Here is a 17,117-nt window from a genome sequence, read left to right on the forward strand (position 1 = left end):
GCCGAGGGCGGCCCACCCCTACAACTCGGGGACCACACAGGGCCGTTGTGTCATTCCCAGGGTGGAGAGAGGTGCGGCCCGGCGGGGGATCCGCGGACGCGGCCGGTTCCTGAAAGATCATTCCCGTCCGAACACGCGACCGGAAGGATCGACATCGTGCGCAAACGACGTCTTGCGCCCCTGTTGGCCGTGAGTGTCACGGCCACGCTGACTCCCTTATTCGCCACCTCGACGGCCACCGCCGCTGCGGCCGCCGCCCCGTCCTCGGCTTCCTCGTCGTCCTCGGCTTCCCCGTCCGCCGCCGAGGGCGCGCTGGACCGCTATGTGAGGCAGAAGCCGCGGTGGAAGCGGTGCGGAGCCGACTCCCCGGCGGAGTTCGAGTGCGCCACGATCAAGGTTCCGCTGGACTACCGGGTTCCCGGGGGGAAGCGGATCGACCTGGCCATATCCCGGATCAAGAGCACCGCGCCCGGCAAGCGGCACGGTGTCCTGTTCTCCAACCCCGGCGGCCCGGGGGGACCGGGTCTCTATATGCCGCTGGGCATGCAGGAGATGCTCCCCGAGTCCGCGCGGCAGAAGTACGACCTCATCGGCTTCGACCCGCGTGGTGTGGGACGGAGCAGCCCGGTCACCTGCGACATGGAGCCGGAGGAGGAGGACTGGCTGCGGCCGTACAAGGAGGAGACGTTCGACGAGGACGTCGCCTGGGCACGCACCGTCGCGGACAAGTGCAGGGAGAAGGCGGGCGACACGCTCCCGCACATCACCACGCGCAACACCGCGCGCGACATGGATCTGCTCCGGGCGGTCCTCGGTGAGAAGAAGATCTCGTACGTGGGCTACTCGTACGGCACCTATCTGGGCTCCGTCTACACCCAGCTCTTCCCGGGCCGGGCCGACCGGTTCGTGCTGGACAGCGCGGTCGATCCGGCGCGCGCCTGGCGCGGGATGATCCAGTGGTGGGCGGAGGGCGCCGAGCCCGCGTTCGACCGGTGGACCGAGTGGGCCGCCGAGCGTTCGGAGAAGTACGGCCTCGGCGACACCCCGAAGGAGGTCGACCGGACCTTCTGGGACCTGGTCGCGCGGGCCGACGAGACCCCCATCGAGGTGGACGGGCAGCTGACCACCGGTGATGACATCCGGAGCGGCATGCGCGGGGCGGTCTTCACCCCGGAGTACGCCACCGAGGGCGTCGTGGAGCTGAAGAAGGCCGCGGCCGGCGAGCCCGCCTCCGCGAAGAGGCTCGCGGCGTTCACCGGACCCGCGAGGGCCGGGACCACGGGCGCCGGCGCCGCGGGCGCCGAGGCCGTCGAGGTGCCGTCCGACAACATGACGGCTAGCTTCTGGGCCGTGGTGTGCGGCGACAACTCGGCCGCGTGGTCCCGCGATCCTGAGAGCTACCGGCGGGACGCCGTCGAGGACAAGGGCCGCTACCCGCTCTTCGGTGACTTCGCGTCCAGCATCAAGCCCTGTGCGTTCTGGGACCACTCCGTGGAACCGGCGACCGAGGTGAGCAACAAGGTCGGCTCCCTGGTCGTCCAGAACGAGTGGGACTCGCAGACCCCGCTGCCCAGCGGTCAGGCCCTGCACACCGCCCTGAAGGGCTCGAAGATGGTCACCGTCCTCGGCGGCGAGGGCCATGGCGTCTACCCGAGCGGCAACGCGTGCACGGACGGCACGGTCACCGGCTACCTGCTCACCGGCAGGCTCCCGGCGAAGGACGTGACGTGCGAGGCGACGGCCGGCTCGAACGCGGAGGCGCGGAAGAACCGGAAGCCGGACGCGCTCCCCGGGTCCCCGCTCCCGGAGCGTGCCCCGGACCGCTTCTGACCCCGGCCGCCCGGACCATCGCCGCGTGATCCGTTGCGGCCGCGTGACCCGTTGAACACGGGCGGCGGGACCTCCCTGCGGGGTCCCGCCGCTCCGGCAACGCGGCGAGCAATGGGCTCCCCTGCTCGGGGAAGCCGAGAGCTCGGGGGAAGCCGAGAGCTCGGGGGAAGCCGAGAGCTCGGGGGAAGCCGAGAGCTCGGGGGAAGCCGAGAGCTCGGGGAAGTGCCGGGCACCGCACGGCAGGCGGCGGGGTCCCGTAATCCGTGGTGGATCAGCGCGCGGCGTCGGATGTGGTGCATCGCAAGGCGGAGGGGTGCCCGCATACGGGACGTATGTGGGCGTTCCGACAACGCGGCGAGGTGCCGCAGCCGTCGTCACGCGCCCGCCAGGGATTACGGGACAGCCCTTAGAGTGGCCGCCATGGAGATACCCGGTCTCGGGACCGTCGAGGACGATGACGATTCCTATGTGAGCGACCCCGTCACCGTGGGGGTGCTGGACGACGCGGAGTGCCAGTTCCTCGTGGTCGGCTACGACGACGATGACGCGCGGGAGGACTTCCACACCGCGATCGGCGCGTTTCTCGCCCTGGACGCCTCGGCGTTGCGCGCGGCGGCGCCGTTCGTCTTCTCCTACTACCAGGACGTCCGGTCGAGGCTCGCCGGGCTCGGCGCCGACCTCGGCGTGGTGATCGACGGTCCCGACGACGTGTGGGACCACGTCGAGTTCGGCTGGGAGGTGACGGTCGAACGGGACTGGTCCGGCGACCGGCAGGTGTGCCTCTCGATCACCTCGTCCTGCGCCTGGGAGCGGGAGCACGGCCTCCAGATCGTCTTCCGCGGCGGCCGCGCGGTGACGAAGGTCGGCCCCTTCGACGGACACCTCAGCAACGCTTCCGCCTACGGCCGTGACGACCTCGCGGACGTCGTCTACCACCGCACCGGACGGTGACGGACGGGCCGTCGGGCGGTCCCCGGTGTCCTGACCGCCCCGGCGGGGACGGGCCGCCCGGGGCCCGGTGTCCGGCAAGGCCCACCGAAGCGACGCGACCACGGCTCCCGGCGAGCCGTGGGACATCGGAACGATGAGCCGGAGCAGACAGGGGTGGCTCCGGCTCTCACCCGCGGCGGCCTTGCGCCGGGTGCCCGCCGTCGCCTCGGGACGGGGCGGAGGCGGCGATCCGGCCCAGGAGGGCGGCGAGTCGCCCGGGCATGGAGAGGAACGGCGAGTGACCGCTCGGCAGCCGGTGGACGGAGTCGGCGCGCGCGGCGAGTTCGTGCTGCCGGGACGGTTCGAGCGCCCGGTCGCGCTCGCAGACGACGTAGCTGGAGGGCACGGTGCGCCATCCCGCCGCAGTCACCCGCTCCGTGAAGGACCGGACGCTCTGCGGGCGCAGCCGGGCCACGGCACGGTCGGCATCGGCCTCGGGCACGTCGTCGAAGAGCATCCGCCGGGCGTCCTCGTACGGCGGGGTGCGGCCCGCGCCGTCCTCCGGCACGGGAGTTCCGAGGAACGTGAACATGCTCTCGCCCACGTCCAGTTGGAAACCGGCGAGGTACACCGCGCGCACCACGTTCGCGGCGTCCGCGATGGCCTCCGTGGCGGGGACCCCGCCGTAGGAGTGGGCGATCACCGCCACCGGTCCGTCGATGCGCCGGAGGCTGTCCCGGATGGTGTCCGCGTCGTCCAGCATGCCCACCGGCCGGGCGCGGTCGTGCCGGCCGGCCGGGGCGTTGGCGCTGGGCAGGTCGACGGCGTGCGACCGCCAGCCGCCGGCGTCGAGTTCGGCGCGTACGGGGTCCCAGCACCAGGCTCCGTGCCAGGCTCCGTGGACCAGCAGTAAGGTCGGCCGGTCGGTGTCGGCGTTCATGTGCGGTACCTCCGTTGTCCGAGCCGCGGTTGGCGGGCGTCGGTCGGTGTGGAGCGGGCCGCCCCGCCCCCGGGCCGCGGGCCGGGCGGTTTCGCCCAGGGCTCCCGACGATACTGCGCGGCGCTGCGCCGTCGGCGGCCGGTCCGGGGCGGCCGGTTCGCCGGCATGACCGGCCGGCGGCGCGCGTGGGTGTGACGGGACGGCCCTTGGCGCGGCGGCCGGGGCTACGCGTGCAGCAGGCCCGCGTCGATGTCGGCCAGGCGGGCGGCTCCGGCCAGTGCCATGGCCGTCTCCAGCTGGCTCCGGTACGAGTTCAGCAGCGACGCCACCCCGTCGGCGCCGTCCAGCGCCAGGGCCCACAGGACCGGACGGCCGACCAGGACGGCACGCGCGCCGAGGGCGAGGGCGACCAGGACGTCGGTGCCCGTCTCGATGCCGCCGTCGACCAGCACCGGCACCCTGTCCCCGACGGCGGCCGCCACCGAGGGCAGGACGTCGGCCGTCGCCGCCGCGCGGTCGAGCTGGCGGCCTCCGTGGTTGGAGACGATGACCCCCGCCGCGCCCGCCGCCACGCACGCCTGCGCGTCGTCCGCCCGCAGCACGCCCTTGACCAGCACCGGAAGGCCGGAGATGCGGCCCAGTTCGGCGATGGCGCCGAACCCGACCGAAGGGTCCTGCTCCCAGCCCGGAAGCCGGGTGGCGACCCCGACCGAGCGGCACAGCTCGTCGTCCTGCGGCAGCGGGAGCGGCAGTCCGCCCGTGGCCCTCGGCGGGACGTAGGGCGCGTCGACGGTGAGAACGAGCGCCCGCGCCCCCGCCGCCGTCGCCCGCTCCACCTGACGGCGGGTGAGATCGCGGTCGCGCAGCCAGTAGACCTGGTACCACCAGGGTCCGGCCGCCGCCGCGACGTCCTCCGGGTACCGGGTGGCCCGGGAGGAGAGCACCATCAGCGAGCCGGCCGCCGCCACGCCCGCCGCGGTGGCCGTCTCGCCCTCGTCGTGGGCCATCCGGTGGAACGCGGTCGGGGCGGCCAGCACGGGCGAGCCGAGCCGGCTGCCCAGCAGCTCCGTGCCGGTGTCGACCGCCGACACGTCCCGCAGCACGCGTGGGGCGAGCCGCCGGGCCCGCCAGGCCCCGGCCGCCTCGCCCGCGCTGATCTGCTCGTCGGCCCCCGCGGCGTAGAACGCGTGGGCCGCGGTGGGCAGCACGGCGCGCGCCCGCTCCGCCAGCCCCGGGCCCGCGGTGATCCCGGCGACGGCGGTGCGCGGCCGGGCGGTGCTCGACGTCATGTCAGACCCACCCCGCGGCACCGGACTCGGCTCCGCCCGGAACCTTCACGGTGAAGTCCAGCGCGAGCGCGGCCTCCCGTGCCCGCTTCACCGCCTCGGCCTCGTTCGCGCCCCTGGCCCGTACGAAGGCGGCCCGGGACTCGGAACTGTCCAGGCCGCCCACCTCGTCGCCCGGGCCCAGCAGCGCCTCGACGGCCACCACGTCCGGCTGTCCGGCCGCCTCGTCCATCCCGCCGATCGACGAGAGCGTGCCCCGCGCCCGCGGCACCGCGAACCAGATCGCCTCGGGGCGCCGGTCCACGGACGGGTCGGCGAGGGTCCGGCGGATGTCCGCCAGCACCGGCAGGCCCAGGGTCTGGCGGACCACGCAGGCGATCAGGTCCACCCCGGTGACGTCCTGGACGAGGTAGGGGATCTCGTCGCCGGCCATCCGCACGTGGGTCTCGATGACCCGGGGGCCTGCGGCGGTCAGCACCACCTCGGTGTGGGTGATGCCGTAGCCGATCTCCAGGGCGTCGAGCAGCGCCCTGACGTATGCGTGCACCGCCTCGGTCTCCTCGGCGCCGAGTGCGGCGGGGGCGACGTGGCCGATCTCGACGAAGCCCACGGGGTCCGAGAACTTGCGGGTGATCGCGACGATCTCGTGCTCGCCGTCCTCGGAGAACGCCTCGACGCTGAACTGGGGCCCTTCGTGGAACCGTTCCACCAGCACTCCCGCGTCCGGGATGAGCGCGAAGTCGGCCGAGGCCCGTGCGAACGCCGCGTCGGCCTCCTCGGGGCCGCGCACCACCGAGACGCCGAAACTGCCCGCGCCCTGGGCGGGTTTCACGACGCACGGGGCCCCGTGCTCGTCGAGGAACGCCCGCAGCGCGGCGGCATCGGCCACCCGGGCCACCGGCGTCGTGTCGACCCCGGTCTCCGCCAGCCGCCGCCGCATCGCGTGCTTGTCGTGCACCCAGGCGATGGTCCGCGGGGTGTGGCAGGGCAGCCCCAGCGCCTCGGCGACGGCCGCCGCCCGGTCCTGGTCGCGTTCGCCGAAGGTGCCGACCCGGGTGAAGGGGTGGTGGGCGTGCACCGCCGCGGCCAGCGCCGTCCACTCCTCGACGGGCGCCTCGCTGCGCAGGCCGATGACGCGGTCGTGCTGACCGGGGTTGCGGATCTTGGGGACGAGATCCATCCGGCACAGGATCGTGGTGGCGACGCCGGGGCCGCCGGTCTCGCGGATCAGGCCGGGGATCTCCCGTCCGCCGCCGACGATGAGGACGTGTTCGGTCATGACGTCACCTCGGTGGGTGTCGGAGTGTCGGTGGGTTTCGGAGTGTCGGTGGGGGTCGCGGGGCCGGCGGACTCCGGAGCGGGGGCGGGGGTGTGGTCGCCGCCCTCCGGTGGGGGCGTCGGGCGGGGGCCGCCGGTGGCGCGCAGGCCCAGACCGGCCAGCAGGAACACCCCGGCCAGCAACGCCCAGCCGGCCGTTCCCAGCGGCAGCACCACGGCGGTCATCAGCACCGGGCCGACGATCTGCTGGCCCGTGACGCCGAGGCTGAAGGTGGCCAGGTAGCGGGCGCGGGCAGGGGCCGGTGACATGTCGTACGAGAGGTTCCAGACCGCGACGGAGTGCACGTTCTCGCCCACCGTCAGCAAGGCCACCGCGATGACCGCGCAGGCCGCGGCGGGCCAGGCGGAGACGTGCTCCGCGCCCGCGAACACCCCGCAGGACAGCAGCAGCGGGAGCAGCGCGAACCAGATGAGCTTCAGCGCGCGGGCGGTGGTGTCCGCGAACTTCGCCACGTACACCTGGAGCAGGACGGTGAGCACGGTGTTCACGGCGAGCAGCACCGAGACCGCCGACGCGGGCGCCGAGGTGGCCGTGGTCAGCCACAGCGGCAGCAGCAGGAAGAGGACCGAGTCGTGCAGGGACAGCACCCCGTTCGAGACGGTGAACAGCAGGAACCTCAGATCGAGGAACGGGCTGCGCACCGCCTCGGGCGCGGGGGCCGGCTCCCGGGCGGACTCGTCGTCCCCGGCGGGCCGCGGCACGCTCTTCTCCGCCGCCCCCGTCCTTCCGGCTTCCCCGGCCGGGGCCTCCAGACCCCGGCGCAGCCGCTCCACGACCACGGCGATGACGAAGAAGGTCAGGGCGTTGCCGAGGAACAGGGCGACGAACGCGGCCCGGTACTCGATCGCCAGCACCGCTCCGGCCAGCAGGAATCCGGCGGTCAGTCCGATGTTGCGCACCGAGCGGATCGACGCCATCGTGCGGGCCTGGTTCTCGCCGCCCTCGATGAGCCCGACCACGACCTGCTGCAACGGCGAGCAGCCGCGGTCCAGCCCGGTGAGGACACAGGTCAGTACGGCGTACGGCCAGAAGCTGTCGACCAGCGCGAAGCCCGCGTAGCCCACGCCCCGGGCGGCGAGGAGGATGACGTACACCCGGGTGGGGCCGACCCGGTCGGCCAGGCGGCCGAGCGGCACCGGGCTGACCAGGCCGACGATGCTCGCGACGGAGACCACGCCGCCCACCTGCGTGGCCGGGATGCCGACGACGGTGACGAAGTACAGCGTCGACGCGGCCAGGAACATGCCCGAGCCCACGGAGTCGGCGACGGCCCCGGCGGCCAGCTTCCGGCCCGCCGAGGTCCTGGGCAGGATGGCGAGCGCGAAGCGCAGGAGCCTGGAGGTCTGTTCGGCGCCCGTGTCCTTCTCCCTCCCCGCGACCTTCCCCGTGCCCTTCGCCTTCCCCGTGCCCGCGTCCGACGGCTGCCGGGTGCGCTTCGTGCTCATGCGCCGCCCTCCCCCGCGCGGCCGGAACCGACCGGAACGGCCCCGGCCGCCCCGGACCCGCCCGATACGGACCCGCCCGGTGCGGGCTCGGCCGATACGGGCTCGGCCGCCCCGATCCAGGCCACGAGCTCCCCGGTCCGTCGCACGTGGACGGCGGTGGCCGCCTCCGGCGGGGGTTGTCGCAGCCAGTTCCAGGCGTGCCGGCGGGCCGCGTTGACCAGGTGCTCCGCCTCCGTCCCGCCGCGGGCCGCCGCCTCGGCGAGCAGCGCGGCGGTCAGCTGGAGGCGGGCGACACGGTCCACCAGGACCCAGCCGCCGGCCGCCGTGTGCGCGGGATCGGCGCCCGCCCACTCCGCGCGGACGGCCGCGAGTCCGCGCAGGGCCTCGTCCGCGATGTCCCACGCTCCGGCGGCCCGGCCCTCCGGCCGTTCTCCGAGCTCCGCGCGCAGCCGGCCGCACACCGCGTCGTAGCGCTCCGGAGCGGCGAGGGCGGTGACCAGCCGGGTGACCAGTGCGTGGACCGCCTCCAGCGACGGCCCGTCCGGCGCCGGGGACACCGTCCGGGACCGGGTCCGCACGGTGTCGTCCTCCACCGCCCAGCGCACGCACTCCGTGACCAGCCCGGACGCCTCGTCGGGGACGGCCGCGCCGGCCGCGGCCCGCGCCACGGCGGCGCGGGCGGCGGCCAGGTCGATCAGACGGTCGCAGATCTCCTCGCCCAGCGACACCTGCCCGGGGCGCGGCGGCGGCAGCGCCGCGGCGGCGGCCTCCAGCCGGGCCGCCGCGCCCCGCAGTGCGCGGAGGCCGGGGTCGCCGGTCACACGCGCTCCAGCCAGTGCGCGTACGTCTCGTCGCGGCCCCGCACGACCTCGTGGAAGAGGTCGCGGAGCTGCTTGGTGACGGGTCCGACGCCGGAGCCGACCGGCCGCTCGTCCACGGAGGCGACCGGGACGATCTCGGCGGCGGTGCCGGTGAGGAACGCCTCGTCGGCGATGTACGCCTCGCTGCGCGGAACGCTGCGCTCGGTGACCCGCAGACCGAGGTCCCGGGCGAAGGTGATCGCGCAGTCGCGGGTGAGTCCGGGCAGGATGCCGTCGCTGACGGGCGGCGTGATGAGCTCGCCGTCGCGGACGAGGAAGAGGTTGGCGGCCGACGCCTCCGCGATGTGGCCGTTCGCGGTGAGCATCAGCGCGTCGTCGTAACCGGCGCGCCGCGCCCCCACCTTGGCGAGCGCGCTGTTGACGTAGGCTCCGGTGGCCTTGGCCAGCGGTGGCACGGTCTGGTGGGAGTTGCGCTGCCAGTTGCTGACGACGAGGCGGCAGCCCTCGTTCTCCGCGGTGTCCCCGAGGTAGGAGCCCCAGGGCCAGACGGCGATGGACATGCGGACCGCGTCGAGCTGGGGGGCGACGCCCATCTCTCCGTAGCCGAGGTAGGCGATGGGACGGATGTAGCAGGATTCGTGGCCGTTGACGCGGACCAGTTCGCGGACGGCTTCGACGAGTTCCTCGTCGGTCCAGGACAGTTCCATCAGGTAGACGCGGGCGGAGTCGCGCAGCCGGGCGATGTGGTCGCGCAGCCGGAAGACGGCGGAGCCGGTGTCGGTGGCGTAGGCGCGGATGCCTTCGTACACGCCCCAGCCGTAATGCAGGCTCGGGGTGAGGATGTGCACGGTGGCGTCGTCCCAGGGGACCAGTTCGCCGTCCATCCAGATGTACGGGGTCGGGGTCAGGGGCATGGTGGCTCAGTCTCCTCGTGTGTCGGTGCGGTGGGGCCGAGGCTCCGCAGGCGCCGGTCCTCGCTGTCGCCCTGGAGGCGCACGGTGTCGGCGAGGGTGCGGTGGCCGTCGCCGGTGAAGCGGAACCAGCCCCGGCGCGGTTCGATGTCGCAGCCGCGCAGCCTCTTGGCCTCGTAGGCGGCGAGGCCGTACCAGATCTCGCGGACGCCGTTGGCCAGGGACCAGCGGACGGTCTCGTGATAGGTGAGGGAGAAGTAGACGCCCCGGGCCCGGTCCTCGTCGAAGCCGGCGGTCCGCCCGTACAGGGCCTGACCGGACCGGAGGTAGAGGACGAACCCGAGGGTCTCGCCCTCGCGTTCGGCGCTGACCACCAGGCAGCTGTCGCCGACGGTCTCGCGGATGGCGTCGAAGTCCCGCTGGACGCGGGCCCGGCCGCCGGGCAGCCCGTACTTGGCCCGCAGGGCGACCTGGAGGTCGACGACGGAGTCGGTGAGCGCGTCGGCGCCCTGCCGGATGACGGTGGTGAAGCCGGCCTCGCGGTAGTCGCGCAGTTCGCGGCGGAGCCGGACGCGCTTGCGGCTAGCCAGCGCGGCGAGGTAGCCGTCCCAGTCCCAGGCGTCCAGCCGGAGCACGGACTCGGCGCCGAGGACGGCCGGGGTGTGGCCGCGGGCCTCGGCGGCCGGTCCGATGAGTGCGGCCTGCTCGTCGGTGGCGTACAGCAGGCCGGTGCTGCGGCAGCCGAGCCGCTCGGCCGCCTCGTCGAGCAGCCGGGGCAGTTCGGCGAGCACCTCCCGCCGCTGGGCGGGGGTGCGGCCCGCCGCGTGCACGAGGCCGAGGTGGGAGCCGAAGACGGCCAGGGCGAGGGAGGGGTACTGGTCGCGGCGGGCGTCCGGGAGGTCGTCGACGAGCCCGTCCCACCGGGTCCGGTCGGCGTCCGGCAGCCGCTCGGGGTCGCCGAACGCGCCCAGGTCGCCGACCATCTTGGGCACGTCGTAGAACAGGAGCCCTCCGCCGTCGCGGGTCACCAGCAGCGGCGCCAGGGCGACCAGGCCGCTGTCGGGTCCGTACACCCCCAGGTAACGGGTCTCGTGCAGGTCGGTGCGCTCGGTGAACCGCCACCAGCGGTCGTCCTCCCAGATGACCGGCGGCCGGTCCAGGGCGGGGAGGCCGGCGGCGGTGGGCCGGTCCGCCGGGCCGAGGACCCGGGCCGTCAGCGGGCTCATGGGGCCACCTCCGCGGCGAGGGCCCAGCCGAAGCCGGCCTCTGCCTCGGCCTCGCTCTTGGCGACGCGGGCGAGCAGGTCGCCCTCCGTGCGCGCGGTCACCAGCCAGGTGGCGACGAAGTCGCCCGACTTGCGGTCGCGGTAGCGCGCGCCGCCCCAGTCCTCGCCCACCTCGGCGAGGACCGTGAAGTCCGCGGCGCCGGCGGGCGGTCGCTCGGGTACGCGGGTGACGCGGCCGTCACGCGGCGGCAGGCCGAAGTTGGCGACCAGGGGCGCGGCGCGGGCGTGGGCCCGCACGGCGTCCAGGTCGACGGGCAGTCCGCACTCGATCCTGGACCACAGCTCCCGTGGGTCCAGGCCCAGTACGACGCGCAGCATGGCGGGGATCGGGGTGCCGCCGACGCGTCCGGCGACCTCGCAGAGCACGATCTCCTGCGCGTCGGTCACGAAGAACTCGGCGTGCACGAAGAGGGCGGGCGCCGGGGGCAGCGCGGCGACGAGCCGCCGGGTCTCCGCCACCAGCCGGGCGTGCAGCGGGTCGTCGGCCTCCAGGGTCCAACTGCCGTTGCCGGAGTCGGTCCAGTGCGACAGGCAGCCGCCGTCGGTGTAGACGGAGGGGACGGACACCACGGGCTCGCCGTCCATGTGCAGGGCGTCGACGTGGCAGAAGCGGCCGGCCACGAACTCCTCCACCTCGTGGCCGCCGGACCGCACCCGGTCCGCCACGGACGGGACGTCCGCCGGGCCGTCGAGGACGACCACTCCCGTGGAGCCGGAGCCGTCGCGCGGTTTGACCACGACGGGCCCGGGGTGCGCGGCCATGAAGGCCAGCACCTCGGCCTCGTCCCGGACCGGGGCGAAGGCGGGCACCCTGATCCCTCCGGCGGCGGCGCGCTCCTTCATCAGGACCTTGTCCCGGTAGGCGCGGGCGCTGTCCGGGCGCTGGCCGGGCACGTCCAGCTCCGCGCGCAGGGCCGCGGCCCGCTCCACGTCCACCTCGGCCAGGGCGAGGACGCGGGTGACGCCGTGGCGTTCGCGAAGCCGCCGGGCGGCGTCCCGTACGGCGGTGTCGTCGGTGTAGTCCGCGACCTGCTCCACGTCGAGGAAGCCGGGGCCGGGGTCGGTGCCGCGCGCGGTGACGGCGAGCAGCCGGCCGCGCTCCTCGTCGAGCCAGTCGGCGAACGGGAGTCCGGCGTTGCGGGGGCTGATCAGGATCAGGATCACGCGTCGGCCCCGATTCCGTGGCGGGCGGCGAGTTCCGCGAAGGCGCGGGCGGTGTGCGGGTCGAGCGGGATGCCGTGGGCCGCGCGCTCCTCGGCGATGCGCCGCTGCGGGTCGCCGGGGACCTGTACGGGCAGGGCCGCGTCGGCGGCGGGCCGGGTCTGCCGGGTGGTGGTGAGCAGGTCGTCGAGGCCCTCGGCGAAGCTGTCCGTGCCGCCGAAGGCCGCCGGGTCCAGGCAGATCAGGAAGTGGCCGATCCCCCGGCCGCGGCCGGGGGCGGACTCGCCGATGTGCTCCAGGCGCCAGTCGGCGGGCGAGCCGGTGAGGACGGCGCCCAGCAGGGTGGCGACCATGGCGAGGCCCTGGCCCTTGTAGCCGCCGAGTGGGGAGAGCGCGTACGCCCGGTCGGGGTCGGTGGCGGGCCGGCCGTCCTCGTCGGTGGCCCAGCCGGGGTCGAGGGCGCGGCCGTGCTTGCGCCGCTCCTTGATCTCGCCGAAGCAGACCTGGCTGGTGGCCATGTCGAGGGCGAACTCGTCGCCGTTCGAGGAGGCGGCGAAGCTGAGCGGGTTGGTGCCGTACAGCGGGCGGGCCCCCGAGTAGGGGGCGACGCGGGAGGCGGCGGAGGTGGTGACGATGCCGACGAGGCCCCGGTCCGCGAGGTGGCGGCTGTAGACCGAGGCCGCGCCGAAGTGGTTGGAGTTGCGGACTCCGACGGCGGCCACCCCGTGCGCCGGAGCCCGTTCGGCGGCGGCCCGGGCGGCGGCCAGCCCCGCGACGACGCCGAGCGCTCCGCCGGCGTCCAGCATCACGGCCGGGCCGGTGTCCCGGACGACGGTGATGTCGGGCCGGGGCGCGGCGATGCCGTCCCGGAGCTCCGCGAGGTACTGCGGGAGGAGCCGCAGCCCGTGGGTGTCGATGCCGCGCAGGGAGGTGTCGGTGAGCGCGGCGGCCACGTCGCGGGCGTCGCCCTCGGGGACGCCCGCCTCGCGCAGGGCGGCGACGGCCACGGCCGCGGCGGTCGCGGCCGTGAGCCGCGTGGCCGCTTCGGCCGCGGGCGGTTCGTGCACGCTAGTCATGCGCATGCGCCTTCCAGGACAGGGGTGAGTCGGTGAGGGCGGGGTCGTGGACCGTGAACCCCGCGGCGCGGGCGGCGGGGAGCGACGCGTCGTCCGGCCGGAACCACACGGTGCGGGCCCCGGCCATCACCGCGTGGGTGACGGCGGTGCGCAGCAGGGCGGCCGTCTCGTCCGGGGTCGCCCCGGCCGTCCGCGGTTCGGCCAGCTGCCGTACGTCGTCGGCGGGGGCGGCGCCGGGCAGCGGACGCCGCCGTACGCGCACCGAGGCCGCCTCCGTGCCCTCCCGGTACACGGACAGGCGGGTGTCGTCGGTGTCCACCGCCCCGGCGGCGGTGGGCCGCGCGGTGAACGCGGAGCCCGTGAAGTCCGGGACGAATCCGGTGCCGGGCGTGTCCGGCAGGGTGATCCGGCCGGAGTCGTCGAGCAGGACCCCGCGGCCGGTGTCGACCGCGAGCAGGGCGATGGAGTCGGCGTCGAGGTGGTCGACGTACGGGCCGAGGTGGGCGGTGGCCGAGACCCCGGCACTGGACTCCGGCATGCAGCCGAGCATCGTGCCGAGCCCGGCGGCGCGGGCGCGGCGCAGCATCCGCAGGGCCGGGGTGATGCCGCCGGCCTTCATCAGCTTGAGGTTGACCCCGTGGAAGGCCCCGGCGCAGGCGTCGAGGTCGTCGGGCCCGGTGATGCTCTCGTCGGCGAACACCGGGATCGGGGAGGCGGCCTTGAGCGTGCGGGCGTCGTCCCAGCGCTCGCGTGGGAAGGGTTGCTCCAGGAGCTCGACGCCGAGCCCGGCCATGGCGTCGAGCGCGGCGAGCGTGCCCGGCGGGTCCCAACCGCAGTTGCCGTCCACGAAGAACGGCGCGTCGGTGTGCTCGCGCAGCGCCCGCAGGATGTGCAGGTCGCCGGGGGCGGCCAGCTTGACCTTGTACGCGGGCCAGCCCGGCCGCTCGCGGAGCTTGCGCACCATGACGTCCGGGGTGTCGAGCCCAATGCTGTAGCTGGAGCGCAGGACTTGGGGCTCCGGCCCGCCCAGGTGCTTCCACAGCGGTACGCCGGCGAGCCGGGCGGCGAGGTCGTGGGCCGCGGTGTCGAGGGCGGCCAGGGTGAACGGCGACCCGGCGAGCAGCGGGGCGAGCACGGCCCAGCCGCCCTCGGGGTCCTCGGCCGGGAGCGTGCGCACGACGTCCGCGACCCGGCGGAGGTCGTCGTGCATGACGGGGAGCGCGGAGCGGTAGCGCTCGGTCATGAAGGCGGACGCCTCGCCGAAACCGGAGACGCCCGCCTCGCGCAACTCGACGAGCAGCCCCGGCTGTTCGGGGATGGCCTCGCGGGCGCTGCGCCACACGTCGTGGTCGGTGAGCCTGATCTCGTGGACGTACAGCCTCATGCGGCGGCCTCCGGGAACGGCGGGAAGGCGGCGCCGGGCGCGGAGAGCGGCTTGAGGTCGTCGTACCACTGCGCCTGCTCGTCGTAGGCGGCGAAGAACGGCCGCCCGACCCATTCGGGCCTGCGGGCCTGGAGGAAGCCGAGCACGAAGGCCGGCTCGCCGCCGACCTCGGCGGTGCCGTGGACCATCACCTTGCCGGGGCCCGCGGACATGACGGGGCCGCGGGCGGTGCGGGCGAGGCCGGAGACGCCGCGGACCGCCTCACGGTAGATGTCCAGCGCGCGGGCCAGCGGGAGCCCGAAGTAGTTGCGGGCCCCGGTGTCCCGCTCGACGAACATGTAGTAGGGGACGATGCCGAGTTCGACCTGCCGCTGCCACATCCGCGACCAGGCGGCCGCGTCGTCGTTGACGTGGGCGACCAGGGGCGCCTGGGCGCGGATGACCGCGCCGGTGGAGCGGATCCGGGCGACCGCCTCGCGCACCGCGTCGGTCTCCAGCTCGCGCGGGTGGGAGAAGTGGGCCATGACCGCCACCTGGCGGCCCGCGTCGACGGCCCGCGCGAAGAGCCGCATCAGGTCGTCCGCGTCCGGCCCGGCGGTGAACCGTGCGGGCCAGTACGACAGCGCCTTGGTGCCGAACCTCAGCGTGCGCACGGACCGCATGTCGTCGGCGAGCAGCGGCTCCACCCAGCGCCGCACCACCTCGGTACGCATGATCATCGGGTCGCCGCCGGTGAACAGGACGTCGGTGACCTCGGGGTGCAGGGCGAGGTAGCCGGTCAGGTCGGCCGGGTCCCGCAGCGCCTGGCGCAGCTCGGCCTGGCTGACGAACTGGGCCCAGCGGAAGCAGTATCCGCAGTACGAGTGGCAGGTCTGGCCCTGGGAGGGGAAGACCAGCACGGTCTCGGCGTACTTGTGCTGGAGTCCGTCGAGCCGGCGGCCCTCCAGCATCGGCACGTTGGCCTCCAGTTGGCCCCCGGGGTGCGGGTTCAGCCGCATCCGCGCCTCGGCCGCGGCCCGGCGGAGCTCCTCGCGGGGGGCTCCGCCGTCCAGCAGGGCGGCCATCCGGTCGAAGACGGCGGCGGGCAGCATGTCGCGGTGCGGGAACGTCAGCCGGAAGATCGGGTCGTCCGGCGCTGCCGACCAGTCGATCAGCTCGTCGACCACGTACTCGTTGACCTTGAAGGGCAGGACGCTGCCGACCACCCGCAGGTCGCGGACGTAGGACTCGGGCATGCCGCGGTCCAGCGCAAGACGGGCGAGGCGCTCGTTCGCGTAGTGTCTCACCGGAGGGTCTCTTCTCCGCCGCCCGCGACATGGGACTTGGACCAGTCGAACTCGACGAGGTCCTGGACGCCCATCCGCTCGATGAGGGTGTGCAGGCCGGTGTAGTCGCGCACGAGCCTCTTCCGGCTCGTCTCCGCCCGGCAGTCCGCGAGCATCTCGTGCCCGCCCTCAATGCCAGTCAGGTCCATGACACGGTGCCAGGTCGTGTAGTCCGTGGCGACGAACGCCTCCAGGCCCTCGAAGAGCATGTCGCGGAAGTAGCGCCGCTTCTCCTCGTCGAGCTTGTCGTGCACCACCTCGGCCAGCACGGCGGAGATGGAGGCGTGGCAGTACTCGTCGCGGTTGTGGAGCTTCGCGGTGCTGCTGTTGACCGGCTGGATGTCCGGGTCGTCGGCCAGCAGGTCGAGGTAGGCGTTGATCGAGATCTCCGACACCGTCGCGAAGGCGAGGGTGGTCAGGGACTTCTGCCACCGCTCGGGCGCCGCGTCCCGCAGCCTCAGGTGCTCGCGGGCGGTGTGCGACATGGGCAGGTCGTTGTCGGGCATGGCCCGGCCGCGACGGCGGCGGGTGACCGCGCTCGCGTTGAGGTGCATGAGCGTGTGGTACTGCTCGTCGACCATCGCCTGGGCCAGCGAGATGTTCAGCGCCTCGTCCTGGAGCATGGGGTACTCGCCCTCCATGACCAGGGCGAACGCCGGGTTGGCCACCTTCTGTTCGGCCATGATGGTGTGCCGGTTGTAGGCGATCCACGCCCAGCTCAGCACCTCGGACTTCTTCGCCGGGTCGAGCGCCCGGTAGGTCGGGTGGTCGTGGAAGGGCAGGATGCCCTCCGGGTAGTCGGGCCGGTCGGTCTCGAAGAGCTCGTCGAGATCCGGCTCGTCCCGCTTCACGGTGGCCCGTCGGTGCCAGTTGCCGACGAGGCGGCGGATGACGGCGCTCTCGATCCGGTCGTCGGGATTGTGGCGGGGCACGCCCTCGGGAAGCCCCTTCAGTTCCTCCGGCAGGCCGGTGGGGAATTCCTCTTCGAGGGCCGGGGTCTCGGGTGAGTTGATCATGGTTCGCCTTACGGGATCGACGTTCGGGTGGGATGCGCCCCGCGGGGCCGGGCCCCGCGCCGTCGCCCGCGCCGCCCCACGCTTCCGTCCCACGCCGTCCCGCGCCGCCCCGCGCCTCCTTCCGGCACGACGCGGTCGCCCCTGACCGGGGCGCGGGCGGTGGACGGCGGACAGGACGGACGCGGGGCGGGACGGTGCGGGCGAGCGGGCGGACGCGGCCGGGCGGGACGGTCGGATCGGGGCCGGTGGTCGGGCCCGCTGTCGGGGCCGGTGGGACGTGGGTCGGGGCCCGCCCTTCGGAGCGGGCGGGCCGGCTGTCCGGCGGAATGGGCCGTACGGCTCCGGGCCCGGGCGGGCCGGCGGGCCGC

The 17,117-nt window shown here is 74.5% G+C and carries 14 protein-coding genes; 2 read left to right on the top strand and 12 right to left on the bottom strand.

All coding sequences use genetic code 11. The features are described from left to right. The first annotated feature begins 156 nt into the window (after positions 1-156). Both WA762_RS25775 and WA762_RS25780 read left to right on the top strand, forming a co-directional pair. Positions 157-1,830, top strand: a complete 1,674-nt coding sequence (locus WA762_RS25775) for an alpha/beta hydrolase (protein WP_335938770.1) — start codon at positions 157-159, stop codon at positions 1,828-1,830. A 420-nt stretch (positions 1,831-2,250) separates the two neighbouring features. Beyond that, complete coding sequence (locus WA762_RS25780) at positions 2,251-2,781, top strand: DUF6985 domain-containing protein (RefSeq protein WP_335938771.1); 531 nt, start codon at positions 2,251-2,253, stop codon at positions 2,779-2,781. Positions 2,782-2,947: 166 nt separating this feature from the next. Here the strand turns inward: WA762_RS25780 and WA762_RS25785 are convergent, their stop codons facing one another. The 12 genes from WA762_RS25785 to WA762_RS25840 all read right to left on the bottom strand — a co-directional run bounded on the left by WA762_RS25785 (position 2,948) and on the right by WA762_RS25840 (position 16,749). Continuing rightward, positions 2,948-3,700, bottom strand: coding sequence for an alpha/beta fold hydrolase (locus WA762_RS25785; protein WP_335938772.1), 753 nt, complete (start codon positions 3,698-3,700; stop codon positions 2,948-2,950). Between the two features lie 224 nt (positions 3,701-3,924). Next, positions 3,925-4,989 (bottom strand): alpha-hydroxy acid oxidase, encoded by a 1,065-nt coding sequence (locus tag WA762_RS25790; RefSeq protein WP_335938774.1) that lies wholly within the window; start codon positions 4,987-4,989, stop codon positions 3,925-3,927. 1 nt (position 4,990) lies between these two features. Beyond that, entirely contained in the window at positions 4,991-6,265 is a 1,275-nt protein-coding gene (locus WA762_RS25795; protein WP_335938776.1) for an ATP-grasp domain-containing protein, read from the bottom strand. Next, complete coding sequence (locus WA762_RS25800) at positions 6,262-7,770, bottom strand: MFS transporter (RefSeq protein WP_335938778.1); 1,509 nt, start codon at positions 7,768-7,770, stop codon at positions 6,262-6,264. The genes WA762_RS25795 and WA762_RS25800 overlap by 4 nt, the downstream gene beginning before the upstream one ends. Continuing rightward, positions 7,767-8,591: a hypothetical protein gene (locus tag WA762_RS25805; RefSeq protein ID WP_335938779.1), complete on the bottom strand. Its 825-nt coding sequence runs from the start codon at positions 8,589-8,591 to the stop codon at positions 7,767-7,769. The genes WA762_RS25800 and WA762_RS25805 overlap by 4 nt, the downstream gene beginning before the upstream one ends. Beyond that, positions 8,588-9,505 (bottom strand): branched-chain amino acid transaminase, encoded by a 918-nt coding sequence (locus WA762_RS25810; RefSeq protein ID WP_335938780.1) that lies wholly within the window; start codon positions 9,503-9,505, stop codon positions 8,588-8,590. The genes WA762_RS25805 and WA762_RS25810 overlap by 4 nt, the downstream gene beginning before the upstream one ends. Next, positions 9,496-10,728 (bottom strand): GNAT family N-acetyltransferase, encoded by a 1,233-nt coding sequence (locus WA762_RS25815; protein WP_335938781.1) that lies wholly within the window; start codon positions 10,726-10,728, stop codon positions 9,496-9,498. The genes WA762_RS25810 and WA762_RS25815 overlap by 10 nt, the downstream gene beginning before the upstream one ends. Then, positions 10,725-11,951 carry an ATP-grasp domain-containing protein gene (locus tag WA762_RS25820; protein ID WP_335938782.1) on the bottom strand — a complete coding sequence of 409 codons (1,227 nt, stop codon included), beginning with the start codon at positions 11,949-11,951 and terminating at the stop codon, positions 10,725-10,727. The genes WA762_RS25815 and WA762_RS25820 overlap by 4 nt, the downstream gene beginning before the upstream one ends. Further along, the gene (locus WA762_RS25825; RefSeq protein WP_335938783.1) at positions 11,948-13,024 is read right to left on the bottom strand and encodes an Ldh family oxidoreductase; all 1,077 of its coding nucleotides are present in this window, start codon (positions 13,022-13,024) and stop codon (positions 11,948-11,950) included. The genes WA762_RS25820 and WA762_RS25825 overlap by 4 nt, the downstream gene beginning before the upstream one ends. Continuing rightward, positions 13,017-14,408, bottom strand: a complete 1,392-nt coding sequence (locus WA762_RS25830; RefSeq protein ID WP_335938784.1) for a dipeptide epimerase — start codon at positions 14,406-14,408, stop codon at positions 13,017-13,019. The genes WA762_RS25825 and WA762_RS25830 overlap by 8 nt, the downstream gene beginning before the upstream one ends. Continuing rightward, on the bottom strand, positions 14,405-15,694 hold the full coding sequence (locus WA762_RS25835; RefSeq protein WP_335938785.1) for a KamA family radical SAM protein: 1,290 nt from the start codon (positions 15,692-15,694) through the stop codon (positions 14,405-14,407). The genes WA762_RS25830 and WA762_RS25835 overlap by 4 nt, the downstream gene beginning before the upstream one ends. Further along, the gene (locus WA762_RS25840; protein ID WP_335938786.1) at positions 15,691-16,749 is read right to left on the bottom strand and encodes an AurF N-oxygenase family protein; all 1,059 of its coding nucleotides are present in this window, start codon (positions 16,747-16,749) and stop codon (positions 15,691-15,693) included. The genes WA762_RS25835 and WA762_RS25840 overlap by 4 nt, the downstream gene beginning before the upstream one ends. Positions 16,750-17,117 lie beyond the last annotated feature (368 nt).

It is taken from the genome of Streptomyces tyrfis, from assembly GCF_037034285.1.
Classification (GTDB): Bacteria; Actinomycetota; Actinomycetes; order Streptomycetales; family Streptomycetaceae; genus Streptomyces.